A 17,412-nucleotide genomic window follows, 5' to 3' on the forward strand; every position below is an offset into this window, starting at 1 on the left:
CCCGCCCCATTGGTCCGGCGGGGAGCGGAACCTAGGTGCGGCTGCACACCACCAGGTGGCGCTCGCCGACCAGCCCCGGCACCGGCAGCGGGCGCACCTCGAGCACGTGCCAGTCGGCCGGCAGCGCGGCGATTTCCTCGTGCGGGTATACGCCCTTCATCGCCAGCAGGTGGCCGCCGGGGCGCAGCAGGTGGCCGCCGACCGCGACGATGCCGGCCAGGGTGTCCATGGCGCGCGCGGTGAGGTTGTCGTAGGCGGCCGGCTCGTCCAGCGCTTCGGCGCGGGATTCGGCGACGCGGGCGTTGCCCAGGCCGAGCTGGCGCACCGCTTCGCGCAGGAAGCGCGCCTTCTTGCCGTTGCTCTCCACCAGCGTCACCTGCAGCTGCGGGCGGGCGATGGCCAGCGGGATGCCGGGCAGCCCCGGGCCGGTGCCGAGGTCGGCCAGGGTGCCGGATTCGACGTGCGGCACCATCGCCAGCGAATCGAGCAGGTGGCGGGTGACCATCTCGTGCGGGTCGCGGATGGCGGTGAGGTTGTAGGTGCGGTTCCAGCGCACCAGCAGCGCCAGGTAGGCCAGCAGCGGCGGCGCCAGCGCGGCGTCCAGGCCCATGGCCTGCAGGCCGCGCTGCAGTTCGTCGGCCACGCCGGGCGGGAGGGAAGTGTCGTTCATGGCCGGATTATCGCAAAGGGCAGGAGTGAGTGAAGAGGAGTGAGGAGTGAGAAGAAGCGGGAGCGCTTGGCTTTTACTCACTTCTCACTCCTCTTCGCTCACTCCTCAGAACGGGTACCAGGCCAGCGCGGCGCGGAAGTCCGGCGTGGCCTGCCATTCGTGCAGGTGCCAGCGCGCGGCTTCGCCAAGCCCGGGGTCGCACCAGGCCAGGCGCAGCGCACCGTCCGCGCCGGGAGCGAAGCACAACCGGTGCAGGCCGAAGGACAGGCCGTGTCCATGCGCCTTGAGCAGCGCTTCCTTGGCGCACCACACGCGGAAGAACCAGTGTTCGCGGGCGGCATCGTCCAGGCCGTCCAGCCAGGCGATCTCGTCGGGATGGAAGAAGCGCGCGATCACCTGACGCATCTGCCGGCGCGGGCGCTGCTGTTCCAGGTCCACGCCGAGCCGGGCGTGTTCGCCCAGCGCCACCAGCAGGTGGCCGCCGCTGTGGCTCCAGCCGGTGCCGTAATGGGCCAGTTCGCCGATCAGCCAGGGCCGCCCGCGCTCGTCGCGGGTCAGCGGCAGCGCCTGCGGTGTGGTGCCGAGTTCGGCCGCCAGCAGTTCGCGCGCCTGCGGCTCGCCACGCGCGCCGGGCTGGTGCGGCAGCTGCCATACCCTGACCTGCCCGAAGCGCCAGGCCTGAAGCGTTTGCATCAACGCCACGCCGCGGTCCACAAGCGCTTCACGCCCGATCGTCTTGACTGCACCGGTCGCACCGCTCCGGGTGCACACACGAAAGGAGACATCGGCATGGGCATCATCATCTGGTTGATCGTGGGCGGCGTAGTCGGCTGGCTGGCCAGCCTCATCATGCGCCGCGACGCGCAGCAGGGCATCATCCTGAACATCGTGGTGGGCATCATCGGCGCAATGATCGCCGGCTTCCTGTTCAGCGGCGGCAGCATCAACGGCGCCATCACCCTGCGTTCGTTCCTGTTGTCACTGGTGGGCGCGGTGATCCTGCTGGCCATCGTCAACCTGTTCACGCGCAAGAGCATCCGGTAGAACCAAGGAGTGAGTGAAGAGGAGTGAGGAGTGGGAAAAAGCGGGCGCGCCCCTGCCTTTCTCTCACTTCTCACTCCTTCTTTTCTCTCACTCCTCAACCACCACCCAGGCCGGCGCATGGTCGCTGGGGCGGTCCCAGGTACGCGGCTCGCGGTCGATGCCGGCGGCCACCGCCTTGGGCCGCAGCGCCTCGGACACCAGGGTCAGGTCGATACGCAGGCCCAGGTCGCGGCGGAAGCCGGCGGCGCGGTAATCCCACCAGCTGAACACCCCGGCGGCGTCGTTGTGCAGCCGGAAACCGTCGTGCAGGCCCAGCTGCAGCAGCTTGTTCAGCGCGCCACGCTCGGCGGTCGACGTCAGGATGTGGTCGCCGTTCCAGACCGCCGGGTCGTGCACGTCGCGGTCGTCGGGGGCGATGTTGAAGTCGCCCAGCACCACCAGCTTCGGGTACTTCCGCAGCTCGTCGGCGATCCAGCCGTGCACCGCCTCCAGCCAGCGCAGCTTGTAGGCGTACTTGTCGGTGCCCACGTCCTGCCCGTTCACCACATAGAGGTTGACCACGCGCACGCCATTGACGGTGCCGGCGATCGCCCGTTTCTGCTCGTCGTCGAAGCCGGGGATGCCGACCTGCACGTCCTCGATCGGGTCGCGCGCCAGCAGCGCCACGCCGTTGTAGGTCTTCTGCCCGGCGAACACGTTGCGGTAGCCCAGTTCCAGCAGCCGCGTGTCCGGGAACCTGTGATCCTCCAGCTTGGTTTCCTGGATGCCGACCACGTCCGGGGCGAAGCCGGCCAGCCACTGTTCCAGGTGCGGCAGGCGGACATTGAGCGAATTGACGTTCCACGAGGCGATTTTCATGGCGCGATTCTACGGCCTGGCGCCGCGCACCGGGCCGGCGGCGGCGCCGGCACTGCAAACAAACGCTATTGCATGAATGTCGGGGAATACACTTTTTCAGCGTTCCGAATCGCGCAGACTGCCCCGCAGGATGAGGGGAAACCATGCGTAGCAAGCTGTTCGTGCCCGGCGCACGCCCGGAACTGTTCGACAAGGCGCTGGCCGGCGCGGCCGATGTCCTGTCATTCGACCTGGAGGATTCGGTGCCGGAGGCCGGCAAGGCCGCCGCCCGGGTACAGGTCGGCGGGTTCCTGCGCCGCGCGGACGTCGCCGCCAGCGGGCGGCTGCTGATCGTACGCTGCAACGGCACCGACACCGCCCATTTCGCCGCCGACCTGGCCGCGGTGGCGTTGCCCTCGGTGTGGCTGCTCAACCTGCCCAAGGTCGAATCGGTGGCGCAGGTGCACCAGGCAGTCGCGGTGCTGGAACGCGCCGAGGCCGGCAACGGCGTTGCGCGGCCGATCGGCCTGCTGCTCAACATCGAGACGCCGCGCGGCCTGCGCCTGGCCGCCGAGCTGGCCGCCGCGCATCCACGCGTGGCCGGGCTGCAGCTGGGCCTCGGCGACCTGTTCGCGCCCAACGGCGTCGCCCGCACCACGGACAACGTCCACGCCACCCTGTTCGCGCTGCGCATGGCGGCGGCCGAGGCCGGGGTGTTCGCCTGCGATGGCGCGTTCCCCGATGTCGCCGACGAGGACGGGTTCCGTGCCGAGGCGCGGCTGGCCCGCGACCTCGGCTTCATCGGCAAAAGCTGCATCCACCCGCGCCAGGTGGGCCTGGCCAACGCGGTGTTCGGCGTGTCCGACGCGGCGCTCGCCGAAGCCGGCCGCATCGTCGCCGCCGCCGCGGCCGCCAGCGCCCAGGGCCGCGGCGCGTTCCTGTTCGAGGGACGCATGATCGACCTGCCTTTCCTGCGCCGCGCCGAAGCGCTGCTGGCCACCGCCGGCCGCGCCCACGCCGCGTCCTGACCCCCTGCCCTGCCGAGCCACATCGATGCCGATACCCGCAGTAGCGCCCGTCCATTCCCTGCCCCGACGCCTGCTGCGCGGGTTGCGCCTGCTCACGGCGACGGCACTGCTGGCGCTGGGCGGCACCGCCGCGGCGGACAACCTGACCACGGTGACGTCCGGCACCCTGGCGCCGCTGCCGGCCGATGCGGTCGAACCGCGCCTGCTGGTGATCGACGGCCGCGACGTCGCCCTGTCCGCCGACAGGGCCTGGGCGCTGTCCGCCGACGGCAAGGCCTGGCAGCCGCTGGCGCTGGCGCCGGCCGCGGCCACGGACGACATCCGCATGGCGGTCGCCGCCGGCGGCCAGACCTGGCTGCTGCGCGGTGGCAGCGGCGACCGCAGCGACCGCCTGCAGGGCGTGCGCCTGCAGGGTGGCACCCTGGCAACCGGGCGCACCCTGGCGCTGCCGGCGCCGCTGGGCCAGGCCCAGGCGACCGCGCTCGGCGACGTGCTGTACGTGGCCGGCACCGGCGCCGACGGCGCGATGCACCTGTACCGGCACGCGCTGGCGGCCGAGGGCGGCAGCTGGCAGGCACAGCCGGCCTGGCCGGGCGCCGGGCGGCTGGTGGCGCTGCAGGGCCAGAAGGGCGGCCTGTACGCGGTCATCGGCGACGCCACCGGCGATGCGCTGTGGCGCTGGACCGCGGACAGGGGCTGGCAGCAAGCGCCGGCACCGGGCGGGCACATCCTGCCCGGCTCGCTGCGCGCGCTGGGCCAGGCGCACCTGCTGATGCTGGTGCGCGAGGCCGGCGACATCAGCCTGCGCACCTTCCACACCATCACCAGCGCCTGGGCCACGCTCGACGCGGCCGAGGCGCCGCCGCCGGTACAGATCGCCGCGCGCGGCAACGGCCTGGCCTGGACCGGCGCCGACGGCGGCGTGCACTACGCCGAGGTACAGGGCGGCAAGCACCTGCTGGGCTGGCTGGACTGGAGCGTGATCGTCATCTACCTGGCCGGCATGATCGGCATCGGCGTGTACTTCTACCTGAAGGACCAGACCGCGTCGGAATCGGAGTTCTTCGTCGGCGGCCGCAGCATCCCGTTCTGGGCCGCCGGCATCAGCCTGTACGCCACCAACACCAGCTCGATCAGCTTCATCGCCATCCCGGCCAAGGCCTACGAGACCAACTGGCAGTACCTGACCAACAACCTGGTGGCGGTGCTGGGGCTGATGTTCGTGGCGGTGTGGATCGTGCCGCTGCTGCGGCGGCTGGACCTGATGAGCGTGTTCTCCTACCTGGAGACCCGCTTCCACCCGGCCATCCGCATGCTCGCCAGCGCCCTGGCCATCGCCATGCAGGTCGGCAGCCGGCTGAGCGTGATCCTGTTCCTGCCGGCGCTGGCGATCGCCACCATCACCGGCATCGACGTGGTCTGGAGCATCCTGATCATGGGCATCTTCACCATCATCTACACGGTGATGGGCGGCATGCGCGCGGTGGTCTGGACCGACTTCGTGCAGGTGTTCGTGAAGATGGGCGGGGCGATCTTCGCCATCGGCTTCATCGTGTGGACCCTGGGCGCCGACTTCGACGGCATCCGCGAAGCGGCGATGGCCGAGCACAAGACCAAGCTGCTGGACTTCAGCTTCGACCTGACCAAGGCCACGGTGTGGGGCTTCATCTTCCTGGTGGTGTTCGACGTGGTGCTGACCTTCCCCAAGGACCAGGTGCTGATGCAGCGCACGCTGGCGACCAAGTCGGACAAGGAGGCCGGGCGCTCGATCTGGATCTTCGCCGCGATCATGATCCCCGGCGGCTTCATCTTCTACAGCATCGGCACCGCGCTGTGGATGTACTACAAGCACAACCCGGGGCGGCTGGACCCGCTGCTGCCGATCGACGCGACGTTCCCGCTGTTCATCGCCGCCGAGCTGCCGCCGGGCGTCACCGGCCTGATCATCGCTGGCATCTTCGCCGCGGCCATGTCCACGCTGTCGAGCATCATCAACAGCGTGGCCACGCTGCTGTCGGTGGACTTCTACGACAAGCTGGCGAAGAACCCGACCGAACGCGGCAGCGTGCGCTTCGCCGAGATCATGACCGTGGTCGTCGGCCTGGCCGGCATGGGCCTGGCGCTGGTGCTCTCGCGCTATGACATCCACTCGCTGTTCGACGTGTCCATCGAGCTGGCCGGCCTGCTCGGCGGCGGTTTCGCCGGTGCCTACACGCTGGGCATGTTCACCCGCCGCGCCAACTCGCCGGGGGTGGCCATCGGCATCGCCGGCAGCATTGCCCTGACCCTGCTGGCGTGGTCGTTCGACCTGGTGCACCCGTACTTCTACCTGGGCATCTCGATCCTGCTGTGCATCGTGATCGGCTACCTGGCCAGCCTGTGCTTCCCGGCGCCGGCGCGCTCGCTCAAGGGCCTGACCATCTACCGCCAGGACGCCACATGAACGGCCGGCGCGCGACCGTGACGTTGGTCGGATGCCGCGCGCCGGACCCTGCTGTAGCGTTGCCCCCGAGCCAAAGGGCATAGCCGTGGAAACCCAGTTCCTCAATACCTTCGTCACCGTCGTCGACCGCGGCTCGATGGCCGCGGCGGCGCGTTCGCTGCACATCACCCCGGCCGCCGTGGCCCAGCAGATCCGCACGCTGGAACGCGAGCTGGGCGCGCCGCTGATCGCCCGCGCCGGGCGCACGGTCAGCGTCACCGCCGAGGGCGCACGCATCCTGCAGCGCGCGCGCGACCTGCTGCGCGACGTCTCCGACCTGCGCAGCGTGGCCAACGAGAGCGGCATGGCCGGCGAGCTGCGGCTGGGCGCCTGCCCGACCGCGCTGGCCGGGCTGGTGCCGGACATCCTGGCGCGGATGGTGGCCAAGTTCCCCGAGATCAACGTGTTCATCCGCCCCGGCTACTCGGCCGACCTGTACGGCGCGGTGGAAGCCGGCGACCTGGATGCGGCGATGGTGCTGCAGGCGCCGTTCTCGCTGCCCAAGACCTGCGACTGGCAGCTGCTGCGCGAGGAACCCATGGTGGTGCTGGCGCCGGCGCGGCTGGCCTCGCGCGACCCGCACGCGCTGCTGCGCGACGAGCCGCTGATCCGCTACGACCGCCATGAATGGGGCGGGCGCCAGGCCGACGAGTACCTGCGCCGGGTCGGCATCGTGCCGCGCGAGCGGTTCGAGCTCAACGCGCTCAATGCCATCGCGGTGATGGTGGACCGCGGGCTCGGCGTATCGCTGGTGCCGGACTGGGCGCGGCCATGGCCCGAGGGCCTGGCGGTGGCGCGGCTGCCGCTGCCCGAACCGTGCGAGCCGCGCCGCATCGGCATGGTCTGGTCGCGCTCGTCGGTGCGCATCCGCCAGGTCAACGCGCTGCTGGAAGAAAGCCGCGCCGAACTGTTGCCCGGCAAGTCCTAGCCACGCCCGCCGCGCCCGGCCGGGCGCCCTGTGCGCATGCGCCGGAGCGGCGCGATCGGCAACAAATCCTAGGCAGTGAACATACGATTGCGCGCTTCTATCGTCATGAAGCCGCACCTAGTCTTCGGCCAAGACCGGCCGGTGCGTGGCCAGATCCCGTAGAGGATCGTCCTCCACCCCGGCCCGACGGGCGCAAGCCCGGACGCGATATCCGGCACGGTCGACTCCCCGGTCGTCGGCGCCGCAATCCACTTCGGGGGGAGAGAATCAATGATCAAGCCACTTACGGCCGCCATCGGCATGGCCCTGCTCGCCGGCATGACCGGCGCCGCCTGGGCGCAGGACGCCGAGGACAAGCGCCAGGACAAGGCCATCGACCTGGACCAGGTGATCGTCACCGGTACCCGCACCGCCACCGCCATCGACAAGATTCCCGGCGCCATCACCCTGGTGTCCAAGGAAGAAGTGCAGCGCACGCTGAGCCTGACCGAAGACGCGACCGCGGTGCTGGCGCGTACCGTTCCCGGCTACGCCGAGTCGTCGCAGGCGATGAGCAACACCGGCGAAACCCTGCGCGGCCGCATCGCGCTGCGCCTGTTCGACGGCATCCCGCAGGGCTCGCCGCTGCGCGAGGGCAACCGCAACGGCACCTTCACCGACATGGGCGTGGTCGGCCGCATCGAGGTGATCAACGGCCCGTCCGCCTCCGAAGGCATCGGCGCGGCCGGCGGCATCATCAACTACATCTCCAAGGTGCCGACCGTCGAGGGCCACGAGACCGAGGTCGTGTCGCGCTACTCCACCCAGTTCGGCGACGACAGCGCCGGCTGGAAGCTGGGTGTGAACCACGCCTACAAGGGCGACGACGTGGATGCGCTGCTGAGCGCGTCGTACATCGACCGCGGCATTTCCTACGACGGCAATGGCCGCCGCATCGGCATGAACACCAGCGGCTCGACCTCCGATTCGGAGGCCCGCAACCTGTTCCTGAAGGCCGGCTACAACTTCGGCGAATCCGGCGCGCAGCGCCTGCAGGCCAGCTACAGCCGCTTCAAGATCGAAGGCAAGGCCAACTACCGCCAGGTCGAAGGCTGCCGCTACGACCCGGTGACCTGCCCGGTGCCGACCACCAATACCTCCGAGCGCGGCGCCGTCGCCGGCTCGCTGGCCGAGTTCAACGACTTCACCCAGTTCGCGCTGAACTACAGCAACGGCGACCTGTTCGGCGGCACCCTGGTGGCCGACTACTACTGGGCCGACCAGGCCATGCGCTACCTGCCGGAGAACGGCGACGACAAGCAGCTGGTCAAGGTCGGCCCCGGCTTCGACGAGAGCCAGCGCATCTTCGACCAGTCCGAAATCACCTCGAAGAAGCAGGGCCTGCGCAGCTCCTGGACCCGCGGCGACGTGTTCGGCGTGGAAGGCCTGCAGCTGCGCGCCGGCGTGGATCTTGTCAAGGACGAGGCCGCGCAGCGGCTGGCGCTGACCGACCGCCTGTGGGTGCCGCCGATGAAGTACAGCAGCACCGCGCCGTACGCGCAGCTGACCTGGGACATCGGCCCGGTGACGCTGAGCGGCGGCCTGCGCCGCGAGGACGGCGAGCTCAAGGTCGACAGCTACACCACCACCGCCTACCGCAACAGCGTGTTCGTGCAGGGTGGCGGGCTCAAGTACACCGAGAACATGAAGAACCTCGGCGCGATCTGGCGCGTGACCGACGAGCTGTCGGTGTTCGCCTCCTACGGCGAAGGTTTCGGCCTGCCGAACATCGGCATCCCGCTGCGCAACATCAACGTGCCGGGGCAGTCGGTGGACCGCATCGCCGACCTGCAGGCGATCATCGTCGACAACCGCGAGTACGGCTTCAACTGGCGCGGCGACCGTGGCGCGCTGGGCATGTCCTACTACGACAGCCGCTCGGAGTTCGGCACCTCGCTGGCCATCGACCCGCGCACCAATGACTTCATCCTCAGCCGCGCACCGACCCGCATCAAGGGCTTCGAAGCCAACGGCGAATGGCGCTTCAGCGACGCCTGGAAGGTCACCGCGCTGTACTCGCGCATCCGCGGCACCACCGAGTACTACCCGGGCTCGGGCCTGATCAAGAAGATGGGCGTGCTGGACATCAACCCGGACAAGATCGGCGCCTCGGTGGCGTGGAACTTCCTGCCCGAAGCCAATGTCACCCTCGGCGCCACCAAGCTGCTGGACCGCGACCTGCGCGCCACCCACACCCGTCCGGACACCGGCACGGTGTACCGCAACGAGGAGAACACCGAAGGCTACGTGCTGTTCGACCTGGTGGTGAACTACGACACCGGCCGCTACGGCAAGCTGTCGCTGGGCATCGAGAACCTGTTCGACAAGCAGTACATCCTCAGCTGGTCGCAGCTGCCGGGCTGGCAGAACTACTGGTCCGGCCGTGGCCGCATGGTCTCGCTGAGCCACAGCATCAAGTTCTGATCGCGTCACCCCCAGCGGCGTCCCGGTTCACCGGGGCGCCGCTTTCGTTTGCACGCCGCGCGCGCCGGCATCACCCCGGCATCGCTGTGGCCTGAAGCAAGCGGACTTCCCTTTGCGCCGGCGCGCCCTGCGTCTAGGCTGGTCCCGGCAAGGCGCACCCGGCGCCAATGCACGCCCCGCTCCCTTCCGCGCCTCGACGGCCGGCCATACGGAACCGCAGCATGCACTCCACGGCATCCACAACCGGCACCACCGCATCCCCGGCAGGGCGATCGCCCGCGCGCTGGCTGCTGGCGGTGCTGCTGGCCGCCGCCTGCGCCGCGCCGGCCAGCGCCCGCGACGACGACCGCTGGCAGCGGCTGGACGCCTTCCTGCAGGACACTACCGGCCCCGGCCGTTTTCCCGGTGCGGTGGCGGTGGTCCAGCACCAGGGCCGCGTGGTCTTCCGCGGCCATCGCGGCCATGCCGACAGCGCCGGCACCCGGCCGCTGCGCGAGGACGCCATCTTCCGCATCTACTCGATGACCAAGCCGGTGACCTCGGTGGCGGTGCTGATGCTGATGGAGGAAGGCCGGCTGTCGCTGGACGATCCGCTGTCGCGTTACCTGCCGGCATTCGCCGACCGCCAGGTGGTGGTCGGCGGCGATCCCGCGCATCCGCGGCTGGCGCCGTCGCCCAGGGCGATCACCCTGCGCCACCTGCTGACTCATACCAGCGGGCTGGCCGCGGACCCGGCCGCGCGCCCGGTCGCCAGCGGGCTGCTGGACGCCGCCGGCGTCGACGACGCCACGTCGCTGCAGGACGTGGCCGCGCGGTTGGCAAACGTGCCGCTGGCCGACGCGCCCGGCACCCACTTCCATTACGAAGGCAGCAACACCGAACTGCTGGCGCGGGTGGTGGAGGTGGTCAGCGGCCAGCCGTTCGCGCGGTTCCTGCAGCAACGCATCCTTGATCCGCTGGCGATGTACGACACCGGCTTCGAGGTGCCCGTCGCCCAGCGCGGACGCGTGGTCGAACTGCCCACCAGCGGCGACGGCGGCCGCCTGCGCGTGGCCGATACCGCCAGCGCCCGCACCCCCGGCGTACGCCTGAAGGGTTACGACAGCGGCGCCGGCGGCCTGTATTCCACCGCCGCCGATTACCTGCGGTTCGCGCACATGCTGCTCGACGGCGGCCGTGGCAACGGGCGGCAGCTGCTGTCGCGCAAGACCATCGATCTGATGATGGCCGACCAGCTCGGCGGCTTCGCGCCGGCGGTGGCCAGCCAGGGGCCGGGCGAAGGCTTCGGCCTCGGCGGGTATGTCGTCACCGACCCCGCCGCGCGCGGCAGGCTGGGCAGCGCCGGCCAGTTCGGCTGGTCGGGTGCCGCCTCGACCTACTTCACCATCGACCGCCGCGAGCAGCTGGTGGCGATCCTGATGCTGCAGTACCTGCCCGCTGGCGACCGGCCGCTGGCCTCGCCTTCGACCCGCTTCTACAACCTCGTCTACCAGGCCATTCCATGAGCTCCACCGTCCTCGTTGCCGGCTCGGCCAATCTCGATTTCGTGGTGCGCGCCGCGCACGTGCCGGCACCGGGCGAAACCGTGCTCGGCCGCGACTTCCAGACCTTCCCCGGCGGCAAGGGCGCCAACCAGGCCGTGGCCTGCGCGCGTGCCGGCGGCGCCGATACGCGCATGCTGCTGGCGCTGGGCGAGGACGACTTCGCCAGGCCCATCGAAACCTCCCTGCGCGATGCCGGCGTGCAGCTGCATCTCGTGCGCGACGCACGGTTGCCGACCGGCACCGCCTTCGTCTGCCTGTCCGACGACGCCGAGAACGCCATCACCGTCGCCCCCGGCGCCAACCTGGCGCTGCAACCGGCGCACCTGCCGCCGCTGGACGGGGTGCAATGGCTGCTGCTGCAGCTGGAAACCCCGCTCGATGCCGTGCTGGCCTACGCACGCGCCGCACGCGCGGCCGGGGTCAAGGTGGCGCTCAACGCCGCACCGGCGCAGGTGCTGCCGGCGGCGCTGCTGGCGCAACTGGACATGCTGATCGTCAACGAGGGCGAACTGGCCGTGGTCGCCGGCCACCCGCCGGACCTGGCCACCGGCCTGGCGCGGCTGCAGGTGCCGTGCGTGATCGTCACCCTGGGCGCGCGCGGCTGCCTGGCGCGCAGCGAAGGCCGCACCCTGCTGCAGCCAGCGTTCGCCATCGAACCGGTGGACACCACTGCCGCCGGCGATACGTTCTGCGGCACGCTGGTGGCGTCGCTGGCGCGCGGCCAGGCGCTGCAACAGGCGCTGCTCGGCGCCAGCGCCGCATCCGCGCTGGCCTGCACCCGGCTGGGGGCGCAGGCCAGCATCCCCGACCATGCCGAGGTCGCCGCATTGCTGGCCGATGCCACCCGCATCCCCGGCGCCGACGCCCATGTCGCGCTGGCGACCGCCTGCGCGCTCTGACCCTTTCCGTTTTCCGCTGGATGAATGCCATGACCACGCCGTACACCACGCCCGATTACGACAACGAAGCCGCCGACCACGGGCGTGAGGCGATCACCACCGAGTACAAGTTCTCCCACGTCACCACCGGCCGCTACCTGCCCACCCCGGGCAAGGCGCCAGCCTGGCCGTTCGCCGACATCGGCAGCTGGATGATCGACGCCAACGCCAGCGCCGGTGACTGGCTGACCGAACTGAAGGACTGGCGCCGCGAGCACCTGGTGCGGATCGGTTACACCGACGTGAACTACCGGCGCCCGGAGCTGCAGTGGGCGCAGCGCAACTTCGTGCACGCGCAGATGATGGTCGAGGACCGCTATTTCTTCGACGTGGACACCGCGCAGTACACCGTGGACAGGTACCTGGACGACCTGGTCGCGCGCTTCGGCGGGATCGATTCGGTGCTGATCTGGTACGTCTACCCGAACATCGGCATCGACGACCGCAACCAGTTCGACCTGGCGCACACCCTGCCCGGCGGCCTGGAAGGCTTGAAGGCCGCGGTGCAGGCGTTCCAGAAGCGCGGCGTGCGCGTGTTCCTGCCGGCCAAGCCGTGGGACCACGGCACCCGCGACCCCGGCGTGACGCACTGGGACGGCATGGCCCAGATCATCCAGGCCACCGGCGCCGACGGCATCAACGGCGACACCTTCAATGGCGTGCCGCGCGCGTTCTTCGACGCCTGCGATGCCAACGGCAACCCGGTGGTGGTGCAGCCCGAGTCGACCATCAGCTCGGAGGAACAGCTGATCTGGAACGTGCAGAGCTGGGGCAAGAAGGCGCCTGATGGCCCGGTGCCGCCGGTGTCCAAGTGGAAGTGGCTGGAGCCGCGGCACATGGTCAACTACGAGAACCGCTGGGGCCGCAACCGCAACCACGACCTGCAGTACTGCTTCTTCAACGGCATCGGCTACAACGCCTGGGAGAACATCTGGGGCATCTGGAACCAGTTCACCGCGCGTGACGGCGAAACGCTGCGCCGCATCGCCGCGATCTACCGCCAGTTCCCGCAGCTGGTGGTGTCGCAGGACTGGGAGCCGTACCAGGTCTGCTACCAGGGCGGCATCTTCGCCAGCCGGTTCCCGGTAGAGGGCCTGTGCCTGCATACCTTCATCAACCGCAACGAATACGCGGTCAACGGCGAGCAGATCGGCCTGCCGCACGTGGACGGCACGCGCTACTACGACGTATGGCACGGCGTGGAACTGTCGCCGTCGATCCGTGACGGCGCGGCGGTGATCGAACTGCCGATGGAAGCACGGGGCTTCGGCGCGGTGCTGAGCGTCGGCCCGGGCGTGGTGCTGGATGGCTTGGACGCGTTCCTGGCCGAGACCGCGCGGCGCGCGGCACAGCCGCTCAACAGCTACTCCGGCGCCTGGAAGGCGGCCCCGCAGCAGCTGCGCGCGATCGCGCCGACGCCGCCGCAGGCCAGCGCGCCGGCGGGCATGGTCACCATTCCGGCCGGGGAGTTCGTGTTCGCCGTCGGCGGGGTCGAGATCGAGGGCTTCAACTGGGCCGGCCAGGACGTGCAGTTCCCGTGGGAGGACTGCCCGCGTCGCCACCACCGCCGGCGCATGCGGATGGACGCGTTCCACATCGACCGCCATCCGGTGACCAACGCGCAGTTCAAGGCGTTCATCGACGCCACCGGCTACCACCCGGCCGACGACATCAATTTCCTCGCCCACTGGGTGGACGGCGCGCCGCGCGCCGGCTGGGGCAACAAGCCGGTGACCTGGGTATCGCTGGAGGACGCGCGCGCCTACGCCGCGTGGGCCGGCAAGCGCCTGCCGCACGAATGGGAATGGCAGTATGCCGCACAGGGCAGCGATGGCCGGCTGTATCCGTGGGGCAACGACTGGGACCCGGCCCGGGTGCCGCGGGTGAACCGCGGCCGCCGCATCCTGCCGCCGAACGACGTCGACGCGCACCCGGACGGCGCCAGCCCGTTCGGCGTGGAGGACCTGGTCGGCAACGTGTGGCAGTGGACCGACGAGTTCGTCGACGAGCACACCCGCGCGGCGATCCTGCGCGGTGGCTCCAGCTATCAGCCGCAGACCTCGCACTGGTATTTCCCGCAGGCCTACCGGCTTGACCAGCACGGCAAGTACCTGCTGATGGCGCCGGCCAAGGACCGCAGCGGCATGCTCGGCTTCCGCTGCGTGGTGGACGCGGCATGAGCGCGGCGATCAGCAGCGGCCAGCAGCTGGCCGCGCCCGCGGCGGTGCAGCTCGACGGCCTGTTCGGGCAGATGCTGGCGGCCAACCGCGGCGGCCGGCTGAGCCACTTCATCGTCGATGAGGACAGCCCGTCGATCCGCATCTTCGGCCAGGCGCACAAGCAACAGAACCAGGAAGGCGACTGGTACGGCGAGCATGCCGGCAAATGGCTGTCGGCCACCGCCCGCGCGGTGGCGCAGGGCGGGCAGCCGCAGCTGCAGGCCAACCTGCGCCGCGTGGCCGACTGGCTGGTCAGCCAGCAGGACGATGACGGCTACCTCGGCAACTACGCCGCCGACCGCCGCTTCACCGTGCCGCAGCCGCCGCGGCCGGAAAGCTGGAACGGCGAGCCGGCGCTGCGTACCTGGGACATCTGGACCCACAGCTACCTGATCCTGGGGTTCCTGGAAACCTGGCGCGCGTTGCGCGACGACCGCTACCTGCAGGCCGCGCGGCGCATCGCCGACCTGTGCTGGCAGGCGCTGGAATCGGGCATCGACATCACCACGCTGGGCAACCACCACGGCATGTCCGCCACGGTGCTGCTGGACCCGGCCGCCGATCTGTACCTGGCCACCGGCGAGCCCCGCTATCTGGCGCTGGCCGAGAAGATCCTACAGCAGGCCAACGCCAACCCACGCCTGGCGCTGCTGGACAAGGCGCTGGCCGGCGAGGACGCGGCCTTCATCGCCACCGGCAAGGCCTACCAGCTGTGCTGGAACCTGGTCGGGCTGGCCAAGCTGTACAAGGCCACCGGCAAGGACGAGTACCGCGTCGCGGTCGATACGCTGTGGCACAACATCCGCGCCCATCACCTCACCCTAGGCGGCGGCCCGTGGGGCGGCGTGGCGCACCGGTCGCGTGAAGTGTTCAACGCGCCGCGTACGTTCTTCCCGCAGGCCTACGTGGAGACCTGCTCGGTGCTGGCATGGATGCAGCTGAATCGCGAACTGCTGGCGATCACCGGCTACGCGCGTTACGCCGACGAACTGGAACGCACCGCCTACAACGACCTGCTGGCGGCGATGGCACCCGATGGCGAGGACTGGTGCTACTACACCTTCCCCAACGGCAAGCGGGTACACACCACCTACTGGCGCTGCTGCAAGTCCTCCGGCGCGATGGCGGTGGAGGAACTGCCGCAGGTCGCCTACGGCACCAGCGCCGACGGCAGCCTGCGGGTCAACCTGTACGGCGCCGGGCAGGCGAGCCTGCAGCACCCGGAGGCCGGCGCGGTGACGCTGCAGCAGCACACGCGCTATCCGTTCGATGGCCGGATCACGCTGCGGGTGACACCGGAAAACCGCGCCAGCTTCGGCATCGGCCTGCGCATCCCCGGCTGGGCCGAGGACGCGCGCATCCAGGTCAACGGCGTCGAGGTGCCGGTGCAGGTGGGTGCGGACGGCTTCGTGCAGCTGCGGCGGCAATGGCAGGCCGGTGACATGGTCAGCGTGGTGCTGCCGCTGCGGCCACAGCTGCAGCGCGCGGCCAACATCAACGTGCAGGAATCGCGCGCGCCCGATGGCTCGCCGGTGGCGCAGGAGGTGCTGCGCTGGGAATACATCGGCCTGACCTACGGCCCGCTGGTGTACGCCACCGGGCTGATCGACGGCTACAAGACCGACGAGACGGTACGGTTGCCGGCCGGCGATCCGTCGAACTGGCTGCAGGTCGGAGACGACCAGGGCGAAGGCGCGCCGGTGACGATGCGGCTGGACTGCCGCGCGCCGCTGGTGTTCGAGCCCTACTACCGCTGCGGCGGGCGCGAGCACGGCGCCTGGCGGCTGACCTGGCTGTCGCTGGCGCCGTGAAGGCGCCGGCCACGCGGCCATTCACCGCTTTAAGTCCTCGCTGAAAATACCCGCACGATATGTTTCTTCCCGGCCACGCGGAGGAAACTGCAATCAAGGAATCGAGCGCACCCCATGACAGGAAGCCCCAGCCCCTCTCCCTTCGACATCGCCCGTCGCGACGGCGCCAGCGGCCCGCTCAGTGGCGTGCGCGTGCTCGATCTCAGCGCGTACATCGCCGGTCCCTACGGCTGCACGCTGCTGGCCGACCAGGGCGCGGAAGTGATCAAGGTGGAGCCGCCAACCGGCGACAACCTGCGCAAGTACCCGTCCACGCTGGAAGCGGAAAGCCGCGCCTTCCTCGGCGTCAACCGCTCCAAGCGCGGCGTGGTGCTGGACCTGAAGCAGCCCGACCAGCGCGCGGTGCTGATGCGCCTGGTGCGCGAGGCCGACGTGCTGGTGCACAACTTCCGCCCGGACGTGCCGGCGCGGCTGGGCATCGACTTCGACAGCCTGCAGCGGCTCAACCCGCGGCTGGTGTACTGCGCGGTCACCGGCTACGGCGAGACCGGGCCGCTGCGCGACAAGGCCGGCTACGACCAGGTGCTGCAGACCATGACCGGCATGTGCGCCATGCAGGGCAAGCCCGGCGGTGCCCCGGAGATCCTCTACGGCTCGGTGGTGGACTACTACGCCGCCGCGCTGGTGGCCGCGGGCGTGTCCTCGGCGCTGTACGAGCGTGAACGCAGCGGTGAAGGCCAGTACGTGGGCGTGTCGCTGCTGCGCAGCGCGCTGACCATGCAGTCGGCGCGGATGATCTGGGCCGAAGGCGAACCGGAGGCGGTGGGCCGCGACATGCGCTCGGGTGGCGTCACCGGCATCCATCCCACCGCCGACGGCTGGCTCTACATCTCGGCCAACACGCCGCACTTCTGGCAGGCGCTGTGCGAGAAGACCGGGCTGCCGGAACTGGCCACGGACCCGCGCTACGACACCGTGCGCAAGCGCGCCGCGCACTCGGACGAACTGCTGGCGCGGCTGCATGCGGCGCTGGCCGCGCGCGGCGCGCTGGAATGGGAAGCGCTGTTCGGCGAGGACGTGCCGTGCGCGGCCGCGCGCAAGGTCGAGGACATGTTCGAGCACCCGCAGGTGCAGGCCGGCGGGATGATCACCACGCTGCCGCACCCGGTGCTGGGCAGCTACCGCGGCATCACCCGGCCCATCGTGTTCGGCCGCACCCCCGGCCCGCAGCCGTTCGCCGCGCCGGTGTTCGACCAGGACACCGCCGCGGTGCTCGCGCGTGTCGCCGACGACGACGCCACGCCCTGACCAGGAACCCGCCATGACCCGATCCAAGCTCGCCCAGCTGCGTGAACTGTCCGTCGTGGTCGCCGATACCGGCGACTACGACGCCATCAAGCGCCTGCGCCCGGTCGACTGCACCACCAACCCGACGCTGGTGCGCAAGG

Annotated in this window: 13 protein-coding genes and 1 pseudogene; 11 read left to right on the forward strand and 3 right to left on the reverse strand. The window is 70.2% G+C overall.

Going from position 1 to position 17,412, the window contains the following annotated elements; genetic code table 11:
- Positions 1-31 precede the first annotated feature (31 nt).
- Together rsmG and MKP15_RS09610 are read right to left on the reverse strand one after the other, a co-directional pair.
- On the reverse strand, positions 32-670 hold the full coding sequence (gene rsmG / locus MKP15_RS09605; RefSeq protein ID WP_240212566.1) for a 16S rRNA (guanine(527)-N(7))-methyltransferase RsmG: 639 nt from the start codon (positions 668-670) through the stop codon (positions 32-34).
- A gap of 105 nt (positions 671-775) precedes the next feature.
- The gene (locus tag MKP15_RS09610; RefSeq protein WP_161615188.1) at positions 776-1,372 is read right to left on the reverse strand and encodes a 4'-phosphopantetheinyl transferase superfamily protein; all 597 of its coding nucleotides are present in this window, start codon (positions 1,370-1,372) and stop codon (positions 776-778) included.
- A gap of 87 nt (positions 1,373-1,459) precedes the next feature.
- Here MKP15_RS09610 and MKP15_RS09615 point away from each other — a divergent pair, with 87 nt between their 5' ends.
- Complete coding sequence (locus MKP15_RS09615; RefSeq protein ID WP_104939941.1) at positions 1,460-1,714, forward strand: GlsB/YeaQ/YmgE family stress response membrane protein; 255 nt, start codon at positions 1,460-1,462, stop codon at positions 1,712-1,714.
- An 87-nt stretch (positions 1,715-1,801) separates the two neighbouring features.
- On the opposite strand, the gene xth is transcribed toward MKP15_RS09615, so the two are convergent.
- On the reverse strand, positions 1,802-2,572 hold the full coding sequence (gene xth / locus MKP15_RS09620; protein WP_161615187.1) for an exodeoxyribonuclease III: 771 nt from the start codon (positions 2,570-2,572) through the stop codon (positions 1,802-1,804).
- 143 nt (positions 2,573-2,715) lie between these two features.
- Between xth and MKP15_RS09625 the strand changes: the two genes are divergently transcribed.
- The 10 genes and pseudogenes from MKP15_RS09625 to MKP15_RS09670 all read left to right on the forward strand — a co-directional run.
- The gene (locus MKP15_RS09625; protein ID WP_104939943.1) at positions 2,716-3,579 is read left to right on the forward strand and encodes a CoA ester lyase; all 864 of its coding nucleotides are present in this window, start codon (positions 2,716-2,718) and stop codon (positions 3,577-3,579) included.
- 82 nt (positions 3,580-3,661) lie between these two features.
- The gene (locus MKP15_RS09630) at positions 3,662-6,022 is read left to right on the forward strand and encodes a sodium:solute symporter (protein ID WP_240212567.1); all 2,361 of its coding nucleotides are present in this window, start codon (positions 3,662-3,664) and stop codon (positions 6,020-6,022) included.
- Between the two features lie 85 nt (positions 6,023-6,107).
- Positions 6,108-6,989, forward strand: coding sequence for a LysR family transcriptional regulator (locus tag MKP15_RS09635; RefSeq protein WP_199776739.1), 882 nt, complete (start codon positions 6,108-6,110; stop codon positions 6,987-6,989).
- 270 nt (positions 6,990-7,259) lie between these two features.
- Positions 7,260-9,452 carry a TonB-dependent receptor gene (locus MKP15_RS09640; protein ID WP_240212568.1) on the forward strand — a complete coding sequence of 731 codons (2,193 nt, stop codon included), beginning with the start codon at positions 7,260-7,262 and terminating at the stop codon, positions 9,450-9,452.
- Positions 9,453-9,673: 221 nt separating this feature from the next.
- The gene (locus tag MKP15_RS09645) at positions 9,674-10,957 is read left to right on the forward strand and encodes a serine hydrolase domain-containing protein (protein ID WP_240212569.1); all 1,284 of its coding nucleotides are present in this window, start codon (positions 9,674-9,676) and stop codon (positions 10,955-10,957) included.
- Positions 10,954-11,895 (forward strand): ribokinase, encoded by a 942-nt coding sequence (locus tag MKP15_RS09650; protein ID WP_240212570.1) that lies wholly within the window; start codon positions 10,954-10,956, stop codon positions 11,893-11,895. The genes MKP15_RS09645 and MKP15_RS09650 overlap by 4 nt, the downstream gene beginning before the upstream one ends.
- 29 nt (positions 11,896-11,924) lie before the next feature.
- Positions 11,925-14,114, forward strand: a complete 2,190-nt coding sequence (locus tag MKP15_RS09655) for a formylglycine-generating enzyme family protein (RefSeq protein WP_240212571.1) — start codon at positions 11,925-11,927, stop codon at positions 14,112-14,114.
- The gene (locus MKP15_RS09660) at positions 14,111-15,964 is read left to right on the forward strand and encodes a beta-L-arabinofuranosidase domain-containing protein (RefSeq protein ID WP_240212572.1); all 1,854 of its coding nucleotides are present in this window, start codon (positions 14,111-14,113) and stop codon (positions 15,962-15,964) included. Before MKP15_RS09655 ends, MKP15_RS09660 begins: the two co-directional genes overlap by 4 nt.
- A gap of 114 nt (positions 15,965-16,078) precedes the next feature.
- Entirely contained in the window at positions 16,079-17,272 is a 1,194-nt protein-coding gene (locus MKP15_RS09665) for a CoA transferase (RefSeq protein ID WP_104939950.1), read from the forward strand.
- A 13-nt stretch (positions 17,273-17,285) separates the two neighbouring features.
- Positions 17,286-17,412, forward strand: a pseudogene (locus MKP15_RS09670) (transaldolase family protein); the annotation flags it as partial.

Origin of the sequence: Stenotrophomonas sp. Y6 (genome assembly GCF_022436665.1) — a bacterium.
GTDB lineage: Bacteria > Pseudomonadota > Gammaproteobacteria > Xanthomonadales > Xanthomonadaceae > Stenotrophomonas > Stenotrophomonas acidaminiphila_A.